We start from the raw sequence: 12,598 nt of genomic DNA, 5'->3' as shown, positions 1-12,598 counted from the left end.
ACCGGCCCCCGGGTGGGACCGGCCCCCGGGTGGGACCGGCCCCCGGGTGGGACCGGCGCCCGGGTGGGACCGGCAGGGACGGCCGACGGGGGTGTCAGCCGGGGGCGGCCGTCAGCGGACCCGCCCGTACCAGATGCTCTTCGACCAGATCCGTTCCAGCCGGACCACCGCCCCGGTCTTCGGCGAGTGCCAGATCTTGCCGCCGCCGGCGTAGATGCCCACGTGGTAGACACTCCGGCCCGCATGGAAGAAGACCAGGTCGCCGCGCCGCCGTTGCGACGAGGAGATGTGACGGGTCTTGTTGTACTGCTGCTGGGCCGTGCGGGGGAGCTTCTTGCCCGCCTTCTTGAACGAGTAGAGCGTGAGGCCCGAACAGTCGAAGCGGTGGGGGCCGCTGGCGCCGTACCTGTAGGGCGATCCCTTCTTCGAGGCGGCGATGTCGAGCGCCCTCGTCGAGTGGGCAGCGGCCTCGGCCTCGTCGACGAGGCCGGGGGCGAGCATGGTTGTGCCTACAGCGAATGTGAGAACCGAGGCCGTACCGACCCGGGCGAAAAGAGACGGGACATGAACCTGCGCAGTCATGCGCAACCCTTCGTCAGCCGCCTGTGAAGGATGACCTGTCGGGTTCGGGCTGGCGAAGTTGCCCGGCCGCACTTGGCGGCTTCACCCCGAGGGTCGAAGGGATATCCCGTCGACCCGTTGCGCTCGGGTCCTCCACTCCTGCCGATCCACTTCTGTCGACCAGGCATCCGGACAGCGGCAGGACTCGGCGTCCGCCCGGACCGCCCCGTCGCGGTGGCGGGGGCTTGTCGTCCCAGGGATCTTTACTCACGGGCTGCCGGATTTCCGCGCTGAAGGTCGTTATGTGAGAGTCATCACGGCTGATCCGTTCGGGTGGACGAGGTGGGGCCGAAGCTGAGGCGACGCTGCGTGACCGGCCCCGTACCAGCAGCGGAACGGTTAATTCCGCTCAGTGTCCGCGCGTCCTGCGCAAGTTGAGCTGTCCCCCGTGAGGGGGATGGTCTACGCCGAACGAGCGAGGAATATTGATCCGCGCATCGGGCGTGTCCGGGCTTCGGGGGGCACCGGCGCAGCCGTTGACGCGACAACTGTTCGAATGTCTTGCCGGGCGCGCGGGAGGCCGTCGGCTCCGCAGCACGGTGTTCGATGGTGACGGTGGTGACGGTGGTTGAGGCGCGTGCACTCCTCGGCGGGAGGCGGGCCTGTGGTGGCACTTCCGCATCGGGGGACTCCTACGGGCGTGCCAGCCCGTGGCGGTCGGCCCAAGCGTTGATTGCCGCAGCCAGTTCCGCGGGGCGGTCCTCCGGGGAGTGGTGTCCGGCCAAGCCGTGGCGGGAGACCTCCAGACCCGCGATGTTCTCCTCGCACCAGGCGACGGCCCTCTGATCGGTCATCGCGCCCGGGCCCGGATCGAACGCGGCAAGCAGCTTGGGAACTTCGGGACTGGCGGCCAGCCAGGCGTCGTAGCGCTCGATGCGGGCCACGACGTCGGCGGGTTCGGAGTCCAGTGGCATCATGCGCGTCCACGCCAGTACCGGGCGGCGGCTGTGCGGGGTCGGGAAGGGGCGGCGGTAGACCTCGAGATCGGCCGGATCCAGTGGGGTGGCCAGCGTGTCCGGGAGCGCATCGATGAACAGCGACTTCTCCAGGATCATCTCCTCACCCACTCCGGGAGTGCGCAGAAGGGTGAACAACTCCCGTCCGGCAGACGGGAAATCATCGCCGACCAACGGTTTGATGATCGTCTCGGTGAAGGCGAGGCCGCGCACGCTGCCCGGGAGGCGGGCGGCGCGGTCGAAGGCGAGCGCGCCACCCCAGTCGTGGCCGACGAGGACGGCCTCGGCAAGGCCGAGGGCGTCGAACCAGGCGTCGAGGTAGCGGGCGTGGTCGTCGAAGGAGTAGGCGAGGTCGGGCTTGCCGGAGTCGCCCATGCCGATGAGGTCGGGGGCCAGGAGACGGCGGCCGGGCGCGGCCACGCCCGGCAGGACGTTCCGCCACAGGTGGGAGGAGGTGGGGTTGCCGTGGAGGAAGACGAACGGCAGCCCGTCGGGGTCGCCGGACTCGCGGTGGTGGAGGGTGGAATCGAGGACGGGAAGGGTGGGCATCGCGTGTCACTGCTTTCTGTACGGGAGATTCAGAGATTGAGGCTCAGGACGCGTTCGACGGTCATTTCTACGACGACCAGGTCCGGCGGGGCGGGCGGGGCCACGTGGTAGCGGGCGGTGTAGCGGCGAACGGCCTCGGCCAGGCGCGCGGGGTCGTCGGTGACGTCGGCCCGGCCTTCGAGAGTGAGCCAGCGGAAGCCCTCCGCCTGGCAGAGGGCGACACGGGCCGAAGCCCCACCTGCCGCCACGTTCCGGGTCTTGCGGGCTCCCGCCCGGGTGGTCACCCGGACCAGGCCGGCGGACGCGTCGAAGGTGAAGCGGACAGGCGTGACGTGCGGGGACCCGTCCGGGCGGAGGCTGGTCAGCGTGGCCGTGCGGGGCATGGCGAGGAACGCCCTTGCGGCGGCCGGCAGTCCGACGGTCGTCCGGCTCACCTCTTCTTCACGCCCTCGTTCCAGATCAGCTTGGCGATGTTCGGTCTCACGGCAGTGGTGATGACACCCATGGCCGTACGGACGTACCGCCGCTCCTCCAGCTCGCGCAGCATGCTCGCCGCGAGGTCGGCACGTGCGGTGAAGACGCCGTCGGCGCTGGTCTCGGCCGTGTGGAAACGGGTGACGGCGGCATGCTCGAAGAGGCCCGAGGGACGGACGAGCGTCCAGTCGAGGTCCGTACGGCGGATCACGGCCTCCATACGGCGCATGTCCTCGTGGAGGGTGCGGCCGAGGCGCCGGTTGACCAGCGGGTCGAGCACATGGTTGAAGAAGTGCGCGCCGGTGGGCCGCCAGTTGGGGTCGGCGATGCTGGAACTGACGGTGAGCAGTCGCTCGATGCCGTGGCGGGCCATGGCCCGGGTGATGGCGGTGGCGCTCGCCGAGTACGTGGTGATCTTCTCCTTGGAGAAGCGTGCGCCCAGCGCGGAGAGGACGGCGTCCGTCCCGCCGATCGCGGCGTCGACGGCCTCCAGGTCCGTGGCGTCGGCGACCGCCACGGTGAGGCCCGGGCGAAGGGGGAGGGAACCCGGGCGGCGGGTCACGGCGACGACTTCGTGGCCGGTCGCGAGGGCCTGTTCGGTGAGGTGGCGACCTGTCGGTCCGTTGGCGCCGAAGACTGCGATACGCATGGTGTGGGCCATCCCTTGGTGTGGTTTCCGGAACGCCCTTGACTGTGCCGACCGCGAAACGCAGGCTCAACGCTGATGAATAACGCCGCCCCTGCCTCCGCCCGCACCCGAGGCCGCCCCCGCGGCAACCCGCCCACCCGCGAGTCGATCGTCTCGGCGGCTCGTGAGCTGTTCCTGGAACGCGGGTACCGGCTCACCACCCTGCGCGCGGTCGCCGGGGCCGCCGGGGTCGACCCGGCTCTGATCGCGTACCACTTCGGCTCGAAGAAGGGCCTGTTCGCAGACGTGATGCAGTTCCAGTGCGCCAATGCGCTGGCGGTGGACGACGTCCTCGGCGGCGACCCGGCCACCCTCCCCGACCGCCTGATCGACGCGGTGACGGACCTGTGGGAGGACGCCGACTTCCGGCAGCTCACCACCCGGGGCGAGGAGGCTGCCGAGGTCATCCGTGAATACCTGGAACGCGAGCTGCTGGCCCGGCTTGTTGAATTTCTCGGAGGCCGGGACGCGACCGCACGCGCCACGGCCGTGGTGACGATTCTCGGAGGCCTCATCTACACGCGCTACCTCAACCCCCTGCCCACCCCGGCCGCACTCACCCCGTCCGAGACCCGCCACGTCCTCACGCCGGCGCTGCGAGCCGCGCTGGCCCCGAGGCCGCGCACCGTGGCGACCGGAGCGGACCGTCACGGCTCGCAGGCTTCCGGCGTAGGCGCCGTGATCCGGCGTCAGGACAGGGCTACGGCGGGGAAGGCGGTCTGAGGGGCGGTCAACCCGCTCATGCGGGCGGCACGGTGACCCTGCCCGCACGCCGCTCCCCGTCCAGCACCCGCAACGCACGGGCCAACGTGGCTGCATGGATCTGGGTTTCGCCCCGCTCGTGCATCAGCGCGAGTGCATCGCGCAGGGCGGTCGCCCGTGAGGCCAGCGCCTGGGCGGCCCGGAGCGCTCCGTAGGTGTCGCTGCCCCGGGCGGGGTTGATCCGGCCGACCTGGTCGAGCACCTCCAGGTAGCAGTCGATGAACTCTCCCTCGGCGCGGGTCAGTGCGGGGAGCGGCGGGAGCTGGGGGGAGAGCAACGGGATCACCTCGCGGGGTGTGGCGGCCGATTCGGTGTGCGGTTCTCCATGATGTGGTCGACCAGTCCGTACGCCTGGGCGGCCGGGGCGTCGAGGATCGTGTCCCGCTCGAGGTCGGAGCCGATGTCCTGTGCGGAACGCCCCGTGTGACGGGCCAGCATCGCGGTGAGCGACTCCCGCTCACGCATCAGCTCGCGCGCCTGGATCTCGAGGTCGGAGGGCTGGCCCTGTACCGGCTCGTCGAGGAGGGCCGGCTGCTGAATGACTACCCGGGCACCGGGCAGAGCATGTCGGCGGCCGGGTGCGCCGGCCGCGAGCAGCGCGGCGGCGTAGGAGCCCGCCTGGCCGAGGCAGAAGGTCTCCACCTCGCAGGACAGGTACTGCATGGTGTCGTAAACAGCCGCCATGGCGTTGAACGAGCCGCCCGGCGAGTTGATGTAGAGGGAGACCGGCCGGTCGGGTTCGGCGTACTCCAGGTACATGAACTGCGCGATGAGGTCGGTTGCCGCGGTGTCGTCGATGGGCGTGCCGAGGAAGACGATCCGCTCGGCGAGCAGCTTCGAGTACGGATCCAGCGTCCGGGTGCCGGTCGAGGTGCGTTCGGTGAACTCGGGCAGTACGTAGCGGGCGGCGGGGCGGTGCACGGCGTTGCCTCTTCCTTGGAGTCCGTAAAAAATGTACAGGACGTACAGAAGTTCTGATGGGGACTATGGCCCAGGGGTCCGGGGGGAAGCAACAGGGCGCCTGCTGTTTCGCTATCGGCGAGGGACAAGATCTGACAAGCCCTCACATGGCGGGCTGAGAACGCTCGCATGTGTGTCAACCCGCCGACCGTCAACCCCGACGCCGGAAGTCCGGCTGGGCGGACAACTCCCACTCACTCGACTGCTGCTTCGACGAGGCCCGTGGGATGACAGCCCGTCACCGGGATGTGAGCGACACGCTGAGCATTCCTGGAGAGCACAGCTGCCCGTCGTCCGCCGGGTGAACTAGGGGGCGTAGATACCCCACACGAAAGGTCGGTTCCATGTCTGAGGCTGATGCCACCACCGTCTGCGCGAAGTGCGGCGGCACCATCGCCGTCTCTCCGGCCCGCCACGACCAGGCCGCACGTGTCCGCCACGTCGACGCCCCTGGCCAGCCCGAGAAGTGCCCTGGCTAAGGCCCCTCGTCCGGATCATGCCGGGCTCGCGGTCTGCGGGCCCGGTGCCGCCAATTACTGCCTTCGGTCTTCAGCACAGCGAGGGGTACACGCTGACGTGGCCCCCTCGCCTTCCGTTGCGCGCCGCCGCTACCTGCTCGGCCTCGGCCGCTATCCAGGAGCGGCGCCGCCCTGCTTCGAGGTTCCCCAGGGTGTGTGCCGGCGGCTGCTGGGCTTCTTCGTGCGTGCCGTGTCTCACCACCGCACGCACGAAGAAGCCCAGCCCTGTTCGGAGCTGGGCTCTTCTGCTGCCACACGGACTCCGTGGCCGTGGGATACGCGCCTTAAGCTGGGAGCCATGGCCTACGAGATTCCGGTGACGCAAGCCCGAGCAGAGCTCGCCGAGCTGATCAACCGCGTCGTCTACGGCGGTGAGCGAGTGGTCGTGACACGGCACGGCAAGCCGCTCGTGGCCCTGGTGTCGGCGGCTGACCTGCAGCGACTCGAGAGCGACGAGGCGGCGGCCGAGGCGCAGATCGTTCGTACGGTGTCCTCGATCGGCTCCATGACGTCCGCTCCGGCCGAACGCCGCCGTTTCGGTATCGCCGCGGAGCACCGCGGCCCGGACGACCGCGGGGCGACCGACTGAGGGCGGCGCGACGACAGAAGCCGTGCACCCCCGTCCGCTACGGCGAGAGTGCACGGTGGTACCGGCGGAGCCGCTCAGCCCGCGAGGGCGGGCGCGGGATTCCGCTCGGAGGGTTCGGCGTGGTCGAGGTCGGGGTTCCCTGGGCGTGTGCGGCCGCCGGCAAGGACGGCGGTCAGGCCGAGCACGGCCCAGATCGCCAGGGTGGCTATGGCCCCGCCTGCTGCGCTTCCGTCGAAGAACGCCACGGAGCGCAGCATCGAGCCGCCCGCGCCCGGCGGGAGCCACTGGCCGATCATGCCGACCGGTTCGGGGAGCATTTCGGGGGCGCTGGTAACCCCGGAGAACGGATTGCCCAGCAGCACCATCAGCAGGGCCCCCAGTCCGATGCCCGGCGTGCCGATCAGTGCGGCGAACCCCGCCACGGCCGCGCCGATCGCCACCACGGTCAGTCCGATGGTGCCGGCCTCGGCCCACCAGTCGCCCGTGATCACGCCGAGCCAGCTGTGGGCCACGGCCGTGGCGGCGACACCCACCAGCACGGCCGCGCCGGTCAGTGTCACGGCGGCACGGGCGCCACGCAGCTTCATGAGGGTCACCACCGCCCCGGAGGCGACTCCCGCCAGGGCCAACGGCAGAATGCTCGCGCCCAGCGCGCCCCCACGGGGATCCGTGGCGGGTGCGGCGACGACATCGGTGACGGGCACCGTGGTGCCCGCGGGGGCGGCGGCGGCGACCGCTTCGCGCAACAGCTGGGAGACGACCGGGCTCGCCGCGGACGCGGTGAGCAGGTGTGGGCCCTTCTCCGTGGCCACCACGGCGCCGTATACGACCCGGTCCTCGATGGCGGCGCGGGCGGCGGGCGCGTCGTCGTAGCGGTGGATCTCGAAGGCGCCCTCGCGCCGCTCGAGCTGCTCCTGCAACCGGTCGGCCGCCGGTGCGGTGCCGGCGATGCCCACGGGCAGGTCCCGAGGTGCTGAACGGGCGGCGGGCCATGAGAAGGCCCAGAGCGCGAGCGTCACCATCAGAGGTACGAGCAGGATGACCGCCACCGCGCGGCGGTTCTGTCCGGGCATGACGACTGCCTCGATTCAAAGAGAAGGATCGTTCGTTTTGCTTTTTCCCACTGTCAGGCCGAGCCGGTGCCTTGTCAAGAAGGAACGTTCGTTTTAGATTGACCCCATGGCCCGTGTATCCCAGGAACACCTCGACGCCCGCCGCCGGCAGATCCTCGACGGCGCCTCACGCGCCTTCGCCCGTGACGGCTTCCACGGCACCTCCATGCAGGACGTCCTGAAAGAGGTCGGGCTGTCGGCGGGGGCGGTCTACCGCTACTTCAGCGGCAAGGAGGACCTGATCGCGGCCATCGCGGGGGAGGCGGTCGGCGGCGTTCGCCGAGCCTTCGAGCAGGCCTCCAGGGACAGCCCGCCGCCCACTCCCGACGTCCTGATCGGCCGAGTGGCGCGCTCCCTCTTCGGTGAAGGGGTGGACGAGGCGGGCGGGCTGGACCGCAGGGCCTATGCCGGGCTGATCGTCCAGGTGTGGTCGGAGACCCTGCGCAGCGAGCGGCTGGCGGTCACGCTCGGTGAGGCGTACGCGGGTCTGCGCGTGGCCTGGGCGGAACTGGTCGGCGTGTACCGCGCGGCCGGCGTGCTCACCGCCGAGGTGCCGGACGAGCACGTCGCCCGCACGCTGATCGCCGTCGCCCAGGGGTACATCGCCCAGTTGGCCATGTTCGGCGACGTCGGCCCGGAAGTCCTCGAAAGCGGCCTGCGCGGGCTGATGTCCATGGATCTGCAAAAGATCAGTTAACGCGCCGGAAAAACTTCCGCCCTAACGTGCAATACCTGGCCGCGCGATCCGCTTCATCGTTCAACAGAGTGTTGAACGGGGATAGGGTCCCGCTGCGCCCGGGCCGGTCCCGGGCGGAAGACGAAGAGGTGGAAGCGTGCAACTGACTCCGCACGAACAGGAACGCCTGCTCATCCATGTGGCGGCCGATGTCGCCGAGAAGCGCAGGGCGCGCGGGCTGCGGCTGAATCACCCCGAGGCGATCGCTCTGATCACCTCCCACCTCCTGGAGGGCGCGCGCGACGGCCGGACCGTCGGCGAGCTGATGGCCTCCGGCAGGAAGGTACTCACCCGCGAGGACGTCATGGACGGCATCCCCGAGATGATCCACGACGTCCAGGTCGAAGCCACCTTCCCGGACGGCACCAAGCTCGTCACCGTCCACGATCCGATCGTCTGACGGGGGAGCGGCCGGATGATTCCCGGAGAGATCCTTTACGCGGAAGGCGCGGTGCGGCTCAACGAGGGGCGCCCCGTCACCCGCATCACTGTCCTCAACGCTGCCGACCGGCCCGTCCAGGTCGGCTCGCACTACCACTTCGCCGAGGCCAACCCCGGTCTGGACTTCGACCGCCGAGCTGCGCACGGGCTGCGGCTGAACATCGCAGCGGGTACCGCCGTGCGCTTCGAGCCCGGTGTCCCGGTCGACGTCGAACTCGTCCCGCTCGCAGGCCTGCGCACCGTCCCCGGGCTGCGCGGCGAAACCGGAGGTTCCCTCGATGCCTGAGCTCAGCCGCGCCGTGTACGCCGATCTGTTCGGGCCGACCACCGGTGACCGCATCCGGCTCGCCGACACCGATCTCGTCGTCGAGATCGAGGAGGACCGTTCGGGCGGCCCCGGGAGGGCCGGTGACGAGGCGGTGTTCGGCGGCGGCAAGGTGATCCGCGAATCGATGGGCCAGGCGCGCACCACCCGCGCCGAGGGAGCACCCGACACGGTCATCACGGGCGCGGTCATCATCGACCACTGGGGCATCGTCAAGGCCGACATCGGTATCCGCGACGGCCGGATCACCGGCATCGGCAAGGCGGGCAACCCCGACACGATGGACGGCGTCCACCCTGACCTGGTCATCGGCCCCGAGACCGAAATCATCGCGGGCAACGGCAAGTTCATCACCGCGGGCGCCATCGACGCGCATGTCCACTTCATCTCCCCGACCCTCGTCGACCAGGCGCTCTCCTCCGGCATCACCACGCTCGTCGGCGGAGGCACGGGCCCGGCGGAAGGGACCAAGGCCACCACGATCACCCCGGGGCCCTGGCACCTGGCCCGGATGTTCGAGGCCCTCGAGGGCTACCCCGTCAACATCGGCCTGCTCGGCAAGGGCAACACGATGTCCCGCGAGGCCATGCACTCCCAGCTGCGCGCCGGAGCGCTGGGGTTCAAGATCCATGAGGACTGGGGCGCCACCCCCGCCGTCATCGACGCCTGCCTGAGCGTCTGCGAGGAGACAGGCGCGCAACTGGCCATCCACACGGACACGCTCAACGAGGCCGGATTCGTCGCCGACACCCTCGCCGCCATCGCCGGCCGCTCCATTCACGCGTACCACACCGAAGGCGCCGGCGGCGGGCACGCCCCTGACATCATCAGCGTGGTCTCGGAGCCGTACGTCCTGCCCAGTTCCACCAATCCGACCCGGCCGCACACCGTCAACACGATCGATGAACACCTCGACATGCTGATGGTCTGCCATCACCTCAACCCCACCGTGCCGGAGGACCTGGCCTTCGCCGAGTCCCGGATCCGGCCCTCGACCATCGCGGCCGAGGACATCCTCCACGACCTCGGCGCCATCTCGATCATCTCCTCCGACTCCCAGGCGATGGGACGGATCGGGGAGGTGGTCCTGCGTACCTGGCAGACCGCCCATGTGATGAAGCGGCGGCGCGGTTCCCTGGCGGGCGACGGGGCCGCCGACAACCACCGGGCTCGTCGCTATGTCGCCAAATACACGATCAACCCGGCGGTCGCCCAGGGCCTGGACCGGGAGATCGGCTCGGTCGAGACAGGAAAGCTCGCCGACCTCGTGCTGTGGGACCCGGCATTCTTCGGCGTCAAACCGCAGACCGTGATCAAGGGCGGTCAGATCGCATACGCGCAGATGGGTGATGCCAACGCCTCGATCCCCACCCCACAGCCCGTCATGCCCCGCCCGATGTTCGGTGCCGTGGGGCGAGCGCCCGCCGCAAACTCCCTCAACTTCGTGTCCGCGGCCGCCATCGAGGACGGGCTGCCGGACCGGCTGGCACTGGGCAAGGCGTTCGTGCCGATCACCAGCACCCGCGGTGTCACCAAGACGGACATGCGGGAGAACGACGCCATGCCGCGGGTCCAGGTCGACCCCGACAGCTTCGCGGTCACCATCGACGGGGAGCGGGTCGAACCTGCTCCGGCAGCCGAACTCCCCATGGCCCAGCGTTACTTCCTCTTCTGAGGGCGGGTCGGCACTCCATGACGACACGCGCCGCACTGCTCGTCCTCGCCGACGGCCGGTTCCCCGCCGGCGGCCACGCCCACTCGGGTGGCGCCGAGCCGGCTGTCAAGGCGGGACGCATCCGCAACGCCCAGGACCTGGCGGGCTTCTGCCTGGGCCGGCTCCATACCACCGGGCTGACGTCGGCCGCACTTGCCGCGGCGGCGGCCCACGGCCTCGACCCGCTCGCGCTCGACGAGGCCGCCGACGCCCGGACGCCCTCGCCCGCGCTGCGGGCCGTCGCACGCAAGCTCGGCCGCCAGCTGATGCGGGCTGCGCGGGCAACCTGGCCCAGCCCTGAACTGGCCGCGCTCGCAGCGGCCCGGCCGCGGGGCGCCCACCAGCCCGTCGTCCTCGGCCTCACCGCACGCGCGGCGGGCCTGGGGCCCGAGGACGCCGCACACTGCGCCGTGTACGAAGCGGTCAGCGGTCCGGCCACCGCGGTCGTCCGGCTGCTCTCGCTGGACCCCTTCCAGGCCACCGCCGTCCTCGCCCGGCTCGCGCCCGAGCTCGACCGGGTCGCCGAACAGGCTGCCGCAGCCGCCCTGGAGGGCATCGACGCACTGCCCGCCGCCTCTGCTCCGCTGCTCGACATCACCGCCGAAGCACACGCGGCCTGGCCGGTCCGGCTGTTCGCGTCCTGAGAACTCCACACCCGCCACCACCAGGAGTCACTCCATGCACCTCGACCACACCCACAGCGGCCCCGCAGCCGTCAGCGCCGACGCCGCACGCCCCGACGGCACCCGGCGCGCCCTGCGCATCGGCCTCGGCGGACCGGTCGGTTCCGGGAAGACCGCGACGGTCGCCGCCCTGTGCCGCGCCCTGCGCGACCGGCTGTCGATCGCCGTCGTCACCAACGACATCTACACCCGCGAGGACGCCGCCTTCCTCCTGCGCAACGCCGTGCTGCCGCCCGAGCGCATCCAGGCCGTCGAGACCGGCGCCTGCCCGCACACCGCCATTCGCGACGACATCTCCGCCAACCTCGAAGCCGTCGAGGACCTGGAGGACTCCGTGGGGCCGCTCGACCTGATCCTCGTCGAATCCGGCGGCGACAACCTCACCGCCACCTTCTCCAAGGGACTCGTCGACGCCCAGGTCTTCGTGATCGACGTGGCCGGGGGCGACGACATCCCGCGCAAGGGGGGCCCCGGGGTCACCACCGCCGACCTCCTCGTCATCAACAAGACGGATCTCGCCCCGTACGTGGGGTCCGACCTGGGCCGGATGGCCCGCGACGCCGCCGAGCAGCGCGGTGAACTCCCCGTCGTGTTCACCTCCCTGACCTCCGCCGAGGGCGTGGCACCCGTCGCGGAATGGGTGCGGGCGCAGCTCGCGGCCTGGACCGCATGAGCATCGAGGCCACCGCTCGCATCACCGCGGTCCCCGACGGGCGCGGTTCCACCGTGCTCCCCGTGCTGGAGAGCGCAGGACCGCTGGCCCTGCGCCGCACCAGATCACCGGAGCCCGGACGCGCCCGCGTCACCGTGGTCGGAGCGATGAGCGCGCCGCTCGGCGGCGACCGCCTCGCCATCGAGGCGCGGGCGGAGGACGGCGCGCGGCTGGCCGTGGACTCCGCCGCGGCCACCGTGGCACTCCCCGGCGCCCGTCCGGACGAGGGCCGCGCCTCGTACGACCTGCGGCTGAGCGTGGGGGAGGGCGCGGAACTCCGCTGGCTCCCCGAGCAGCTCATCTCCGCGTACGGCAGCGAGCTCGACCAGAGCACCCGGGTCGAACTCGCCTCCTCCGCACGTCTGGTGCTGCGCGAGGAACAGATCCTGGGCCGGCACGGCGAGGTCACCGGCAGCCTGACCACCCGTCTGACGGTCCGCCGGGCCGGCCGTCCGCTGTTCGACCAGCAGCTGGGGTACGGGCCCGGGGCACCCGGCGGATGGGACGGTGCGGCGGTTTTGGGGGGTCACCGGGCGGTGGGACAACTACTCGTCGTCCACCCGGCGTTCGAGGAGGACCTGCCTGAACCCCGGCTTCTGGGACTCACTGCCGCGCTCGCCCCGCTGGCCGGTCCCGCCGTCCTGGTGACAGCGCTCGCCGCCGACGCGCGGCTGCTGCGTGGCGTCCTGGACGAGGCGCTCGCCGGGCTGTTGGACGGGCTCAAGGCCTGGAACGGGGCCTGAGTCCGCTCAGCGGGA

17 protein-coding genes and 1 riboswitch are annotated in these 12,598 nt (G+C 70.9%); of the genes, 10 read left to right on the top strand and 7 right to left on the bottom strand.

Features of this window, described 5'->3' with window-relative positions; all coding sequences use genetic code 11:
* Positions 1 to 111: 111 nt before the first annotated feature.
* The 4 genes from ABZS61_RS25670 to ABZS61_RS25655 all read right to left on the bottom strand — a co-directional run bounded on the left by ABZS61_RS25670 (position 112) and on the right by ABZS61_RS25655 (position 3,249).
* Positions 112 to 582, bottom strand: coding sequence for a C40 family peptidase (locus tag ABZS61_RS25670; RefSeq protein ID WP_356425740.1), 471 nt, complete (start codon positions 580 to 582; stop codon positions 112 to 114).
* A gap of 2 nt (positions 583 to 584) precedes the next feature.
* Positions 585 to 758, bottom strand: a riboswitch (cyclic di-AMP (ydaO/yuaA leader).
* Positions 759 to 1,253: 495 nt separating this feature from the next.
* On the bottom strand, positions 1,254 to 2,126 hold the full coding sequence (locus tag ABZS61_RS25665) for a haloalkane dehalogenase (protein ID WP_356425737.1): 873 nt from the start codon (positions 2,124 to 2,126) through the stop codon (positions 1,254 to 1,256).
* A gap of 29 nt (positions 2,127 to 2,155) precedes the next feature.
* Complete coding sequence (locus ABZS61_RS25660) at positions 2,156 to 2,560, bottom strand: TIGR03618 family F420-dependent PPOX class oxidoreductase (protein WP_356425734.1); 405 nt, start codon at positions 2,558 to 2,560, stop codon at positions 2,156 to 2,158.
* Positions 2,557 to 3,249, bottom strand: a complete 693-nt coding sequence (locus ABZS61_RS25655; protein ID WP_356425730.1) for an NAD(P)H-binding protein — start codon at positions 3,247 to 3,249, stop codon at positions 2,557 to 2,559. Before ABZS61_RS25655 ends, ABZS61_RS25660 begins: the two co-directional genes overlap by 4 nt.
* A gap of 75 nt (positions 3,250 to 3,324) precedes the next feature.
* Here ABZS61_RS25655 and ABZS61_RS25650 point away from each other — a divergent pair, with 75 nt between their 5' ends.
* Entirely contained in the window at positions 3,325 to 4,011 is a 687-nt protein-coding gene (locus ABZS61_RS25650; protein WP_356425727.1) for a TetR family transcriptional regulator, read from the top strand.
* A gap of 16 nt (positions 4,012 to 4,027) precedes the next feature.
* On the opposite strand, the gene ABZS61_RS25645 is transcribed toward ABZS61_RS25650, so the two are convergent.
* Together ABZS61_RS25645 and ABZS61_RS25640 are read right to left on the bottom strand one after the other, a co-directional pair.
* A complete protein-coding gene (locus tag ABZS61_RS25645; RefSeq protein WP_356425724.1) occupies positions 4,028 to 4,327 on the bottom strand; it encodes a hypothetical protein in 300 nt (99 codons plus the stop codon).
* Positions 4,328 to 4,332: 5 nt separating this feature from the next.
* Positions 4,333 to 4,971 (bottom strand): ATP-dependent Clp protease proteolytic subunit, encoded by a 639-nt coding sequence (locus ABZS61_RS25640; RefSeq protein WP_356425720.1) that lies wholly within the window; start codon positions 4,969 to 4,971, stop codon positions 4,333 to 4,335.
* 383 nt (positions 4,972 to 5,354) lie between these two features.
* Here ABZS61_RS25640 and ABZS61_RS25635 point away from each other — a divergent pair, with 383 nt between their 5' ends.
* Both ABZS61_RS25635 and ABZS61_RS25630 read left to right on the top strand, forming a co-directional pair.
* Positions 5,355 to 5,489, top strand: coding sequence for a hypothetical protein (locus ABZS61_RS25635; RefSeq protein WP_356425717.1), 135 nt, complete (start codon positions 5,355 to 5,357; stop codon positions 5,487 to 5,489).
* Positions 5,490 to 5,826: 337 nt separating this feature from the next.
* Positions 5,827 to 6,117 (top strand): type II toxin-antitoxin system Phd/YefM family antitoxin, encoded by a 291-nt coding sequence (locus tag ABZS61_RS25630; RefSeq protein WP_356425714.1) that lies wholly within the window; start codon positions 5,827 to 5,829, stop codon positions 6,115 to 6,117.
* A gap of 74 nt (positions 6,118 to 6,191) precedes the next feature.
* Here ABZS61_RS25630 and ABZS61_RS25625 read toward each other — a convergent pair whose 3' ends face one another.
* A complete protein-coding gene (locus ABZS61_RS25625) occupies positions 6,192 to 7,190 on the bottom strand; it encodes an ABC transporter permease (protein ID WP_356425711.1) in 999 nt (332 codons plus the stop codon).
* 106 nt (positions 7,191 to 7,296) lie between these two features.
* On the opposite strand from ABZS61_RS25625, the gene ABZS61_RS25620 reads away from it, so the two are divergent.
* The 7 genes from ABZS61_RS25620 (at position 7,297) to ABZS61_RS25590 (ending at position 12,583) form a co-directional block, all read left to right on the top strand.
* On the top strand, positions 7,297 to 7,926 hold the full coding sequence (locus ABZS61_RS25620) for a TetR/AcrR family transcriptional regulator (RefSeq protein ID WP_356425707.1): 630 nt from the start codon (positions 7,297 to 7,299) through the stop codon (positions 7,924 to 7,926).
* Between the two features lie 136 nt (positions 7,927 to 8,062).
* Entirely contained in the window at positions 8,063 to 8,365 is a 303-nt protein-coding gene (locus ABZS61_RS25615) for an urease subunit gamma (protein WP_356425704.1), read from the top strand.
* Positions 8,366 to 8,380: 15 nt separating this feature from the next.
* On the top strand, positions 8,381 to 8,692 hold the full coding sequence (locus ABZS61_RS25610) for an urease subunit beta (RefSeq protein ID WP_356425701.1): 312 nt from the start codon (positions 8,381 to 8,383) through the stop codon (positions 8,690 to 8,692).
* On the top strand, positions 8,685 to 10,406 hold the full coding sequence (locus ABZS61_RS25605; protein WP_356425698.1) for an urease subunit alpha: 1,722 nt from the start codon (positions 8,685 to 8,687) through the stop codon (positions 10,404 to 10,406). The genes ABZS61_RS25610 and ABZS61_RS25605 overlap by 8 nt, the downstream gene beginning before the upstream one ends.
* Positions 10,407 to 10,423: 17 nt before the next feature.
* The gene (locus ABZS61_RS25600) at positions 10,424 to 11,089 is read left to right on the top strand and encodes an urease accessory UreF family protein (protein ID WP_356425695.1); all 666 of its coding nucleotides are present in this window, start codon (positions 10,424 to 10,426) and stop codon (positions 11,087 to 11,089) included.
* A gap of 34 nt (positions 11,090 to 11,123) precedes the next feature.
* Complete coding sequence (gene ureG, locus ABZS61_RS25595) at positions 11,124 to 11,801, top strand: urease accessory protein UreG (protein WP_356425692.1); 678 nt, start codon at positions 11,124 to 11,126, stop codon at positions 11,799 to 11,801.
* The gene (locus ABZS61_RS25590) at positions 11,798 to 12,583 is read left to right on the top strand and encodes an urease accessory protein UreD (RefSeq protein ID WP_356425689.1); all 786 of its coding nucleotides are present in this window, start codon (positions 11,798 to 11,800) and stop codon (positions 12,581 to 12,583) included. The genes ureG and ABZS61_RS25590 overlap by 4 nt, the downstream gene beginning before the upstream one ends.
* Positions 12,584 to 12,598: the final 15 nt, after the last annotated feature.

The sequence above is a fragment of the Streptomyces sp. NPDC005566 genome, from assembly GCF_040605575.1.
Lineage (GTDB): Bacteria > Actinomycetota > Actinomycetes > Streptomycetales > Streptomycetaceae > Streptomyces.
This window is presented reverse-complemented; position numbering and strand designations above follow the sequence as displayed.